General features: G+C 47.0%; 4 protein-coding genes. All 4 read left to right on the top strand.

The window, feature by feature from the left end:
* The first annotated feature begins 174 nt into the window (after positions 1-174).
* From KKE17_12610 to istB, 4 genes are read left to right on the top strand one after another with little or no spacing between them, the layout of a single operon-like run.
* Positions 175-621, top strand: coding sequence for a hypothetical protein (locus KKE17_12610; GenBank protein ID MBU1710838.1), 447 nt, complete (start codon positions 175-177; stop codon positions 619-621).
* A gap of 58 nt (positions 622-679) precedes the next feature.
* Positions 680-1,018, top strand: coding sequence for a hypothetical protein (locus tag KKE17_12605; GenBank protein ID MBU1710837.1), 339 nt, complete (start codon positions 680-682; stop codon positions 1,016-1,018).
* Positions 1,019-1,031: 13 nt separating this feature from the next.
* A complete protein-coding gene (gene istA / locus KKE17_12600; protein ID MBU1710836.1) occupies positions 1,032-2,510 on the top strand; it encodes an IS21 family transposase in 1,479 nt (492 codons plus the stop codon).
* Complete coding sequence (gene istB / locus KKE17_12595) at positions 2,507-3,235, top strand: IS21-like element helper ATPase IstB (protein MBU1710835.1); 729 nt, start codon at positions 2,507-2,509, stop codon at positions 3,233-3,235. The genes istA and istB overlap by 4 nt, the downstream gene beginning before the upstream one ends.
* Positions 3,236-3,372 lie beyond the last annotated feature (137 nt).

Genomic DNA, 3,372 nt, shown 5'->3' with positions numbered 1-3,372 from the left:
TGTAACCAGGGATTTAATTCCCAGCCAGAATCAACGATATAATTCTCCACATAATCAGGATTGTTAAACCCGCCATATTTACTTCCTTGAATTTTATTCCCATTCAGAATTTTTAAAACATATTTTCTTCTGTTGCTTGAATCCTCCGAAATGTGTCAGCAGGAGGTGAGTCATATGGAAGTACCCTGCCTGCATTGCGGGAGTTTTTTTCTTCCCCGCAACAAAAACCAACAATACTGTTCAAAAGTCTCCTGCCAAAGAGCACGAAGAAGAAATTGGCAGAAAGAGAAGCTCCAGTGTGATGCGGAGTACCGTGAAGGTCAGAGAATAAGCCAAAAAAAATGGCTGAGGGCCAACCCCGATTATTGGAAAAAGTATCGGGAGAAAAATCCGGACAAGGTAAAGCGCAACAGGCTTTTACAGCGAATCCGCAACAACACGTCGTCCTCCTCATCAACGTCACCACCGCCGTTAATTGCAAAGATGTACGCGAGGAATCGCAATAGTGGAGAGCTTTCCGGGCACTATTGGCTGGTTCCGGAAATTGCAAAGATGGACGCGGCAAAAATTTATATCCATGCAATTTCAACGAGTTGTAAAGAGTTGCAAAGATGGACGTGAGGACTTGGGTGTTTTTCCTGTGGTAAAAGGGAAAAAACATCAAACCAAGGAGGTTCCCATGATCAGAAAAAAAGTCATTGTTCCCCATCGGATCCGTACCGTCCCTGCCAGTTTCGCCTTCATCCCCCACCGTTTTCTGTCAGATGGTTTTTGGAAATCACTGAGTATCGGTGAACTTGTGCTCTACTTGTTTCTGGTATTGGTGTCCGACAGGAGTGGCCTGTCCTACTACAGCAGCAAAAAAATTTGCGCGTCACTGGGCTTTTCTCACGAAGATTATATTGACGCTCGGGACCGGTTAATTGCCAGAGACCTGGTAGCCTTTGACGATGTTATTTTTCAAGTTCTGGAGTTACCCAGTTCGCCAACACTCGACCTTCCGGAAAAATGCTGTTGATAAGGAGTGAGTCATGATTAACAAACGAACCATTTTTGAAATACACCACCTCAAGAACGAAGGGCTTTCTGTTCGTGATATTGCCAACCAACTCCAGATGGATCGGGGTACAGTCGGTAAATATCTTAAAAATCCCTCTCGGAAACCAGCTGTCAGGACACAAAAAACGTCCAAGCTTGATCCGTACCGAGACTTTATCAGCCACACCCTTGATCAATACCCATCCATCAAGGCTCCAGTCATTTTGCAAAAGATCAAGGCAAAAGGTTTTGACGGAGAGATCACGATCGTCCGATCCTTGCTTCGAGTGCTCAGGGGGCGTAGTTGTCGCCGTGAACCATTCATCCGGTTTGAATCTGAACCAGGCCAGCAATTGCAAGTCGATTGGGGCCATTTCCAGAGTCTAAAGTACGGAGAGCAACCTCGTAAGCTATACGCCCTGGCAATTATCGAGTCGCACAGCAGGATGCTCTATGTTTACTTCTCCCACAGCCAGAAGCAGGAATATCTCCATATGGGTCTGCTGGCTGCCTTTCACTACTTTGGCGGTTGCCCTAAAGAACTGGTGGTTGACAACATGATGACAGCGGTGACGGAACGGGCTGGCTCGGTTATTCGATTCAATGAGTCGTTCCTCGACTTTCTGCGTCCCTTCCGCATAACACCTCGGGCCTGTAATGTCAGGGCTCCTTACGAAAAAGGTAAGGTTGAGAATGCTATAAAATATATTCGTCAGAATTTCTGGCCAACGCGAAATTTTACTGGCATCGATGATGCGCAGAGACAGATGCTGGACTGGCTGGATTCCGTTGCCAACTGCCGTGTTCATCAAACCACCGGAGAAAAACCCGTGGAGCGACTGCAGAAAAATGCCCTGCAGGCCTTGCCTATTCATCTGCCGGACACCCGCGAGACACTTTCAGCCTTGGTTCATAAAGATTTCGGCATCCGTTTCGACGCCAATGTCTACACGGTGCCTCCTTGGACAATCGGGAAATACCTGACCGTCAAAGCCGACCTCCTGAGTATCTCTCTTTTTTACCGGGATAAACTTGTTGCCGAACATCCCCGTATATGGGACAGGAAAAAGCGCCAGGAGCATGCTCAGCATCGCGAACATGTCAAGAAGATGCGTAATAAACTGTATCAGGACCGTCAAGTTGCCGTCTTTCTCTCCTTTGGACAGCCTGCAGCCGATTATCTTGAAAAACTTGCAGACACCAGGGCGCCTATCAAAAAGAATGTCGCACAGCTCCTCACTCTCAAAGATGAATATGGTGACAATGCGCTGATCTATGCGCTCGGTAAGGCCTCGGATCTCAATCTTTATGGTGCCGAATATGTGCGCAATATCCTGTACCAAGAAATGACCCCGACCATGACCCACCAGCCCGTTAAACTTAAACAACAGTCCCTTAATCAGATCAGACTCGTATGCCCGTCTCTTCAGGAATATGACGCTATCGCACTTCAGAGGAGGAAGAAAAAATGATTGATACTGTGACGAACAAATTCAAATCCCTTCGCCTCAAGCATTGCGCCGATAATATCGAAGAAATTATCCGACGGGCAGAAGACCGCAACCTTTCCTGCCTGCAAGCAGTCGACCAACTGCTTGATGTGGAAATCGAGGCCAGGGAACAGAACCGAATTATTCTGCGATTCAGGCAATCAAAATTAACCGAAAAAGCGACCATTGATCAGTTTGATTTTGCCTTCCACAACTCGAGGCAGAAACAAAAGAATGTCATTCTAAACCTTATGGATCTGGACTTTGTTCAACAGAAAAAGGACATCATCTTGATCGGCAATCCTGGAGTAGGGAAAAGCTTCATTGCCAAATGCTTGGCCTATGCGGCCACTCAAGCTGGCATCAAAACGCTTCACACCTCCGCAATGGATATGCTCAATCATTTGATAGCTGCCGAGGCAGACCATTCTCTGCTGAAGAAACTTCAGTATTACCAATCTCCGGATCTGCTTGTTTGTGACGAAATCGGGTATCTTCCGCTTGGGCGCCAGGGCTCAAACCTCTTCTTCCAGGTAATCAGCGCACGGCACGAGAAAAAGTCGACCATTATAACGACCAACTTGCCGTTTGCCGAATGGGGGAATATCTTTGACGGTACAACTGTCGCCACCGCGATCGCCGACCGACTCGTTTACAACTCGGAGATCCTTATATTGGAGGGGAAAAGCTATCGAAAGAGAGGATAATATTTTTTCTGAAATTACACCGAAAAAAGGAGGGCCGTTCGTCTACTGATTGGCCTGATGCGCACAGGTATGTCCAATGAACCGAGTGGCCGATTTTTTATCGCTGATTTTGGTTGGTTTTTTGGCCGCTGGTTACA

This window comes from Pseudomonadota bacterium, from assembly GCA_018823135.1.
In the GTDB taxonomy this organism is placed as follows: Bacteria; Desulfobacterota; Desulfobulbia; order Desulfobulbales; family CALZHT01; genus JAHJJF01.
This window is presented reverse-complemented; position numbering and strand designations above follow the sequence as displayed.

Bases quoted from the DNA above. Each gene is read 5' to 3' on its own strand.
- KKE17_12610 (MBU1710838.1), top strand. From the start codon at position 175: ATGGAAGTACCCTGCCTGCATTGCGGGAGTTTTTTTCTTCCCCGCAAC.
- KKE17_12605 (MBU1710837.1), top strand. From the start codon at position 680: ATGATCAGAAAAAAAGTCATTGTTCCCCATCGGATCCGTACCGTCCCT.
- istA (MBU1710836.1), top strand. From the start codon at position 1,032: ATGATTAACAAACGAACCATTTTTGAAATACACCACCTCAAGAACGAA.
- istB (MBU1710835.1), top strand. From the start codon at position 2,507: ATGATTGATACTGTGACGAACAAATTCAAATCCCTTCGCCTCAAGCAT.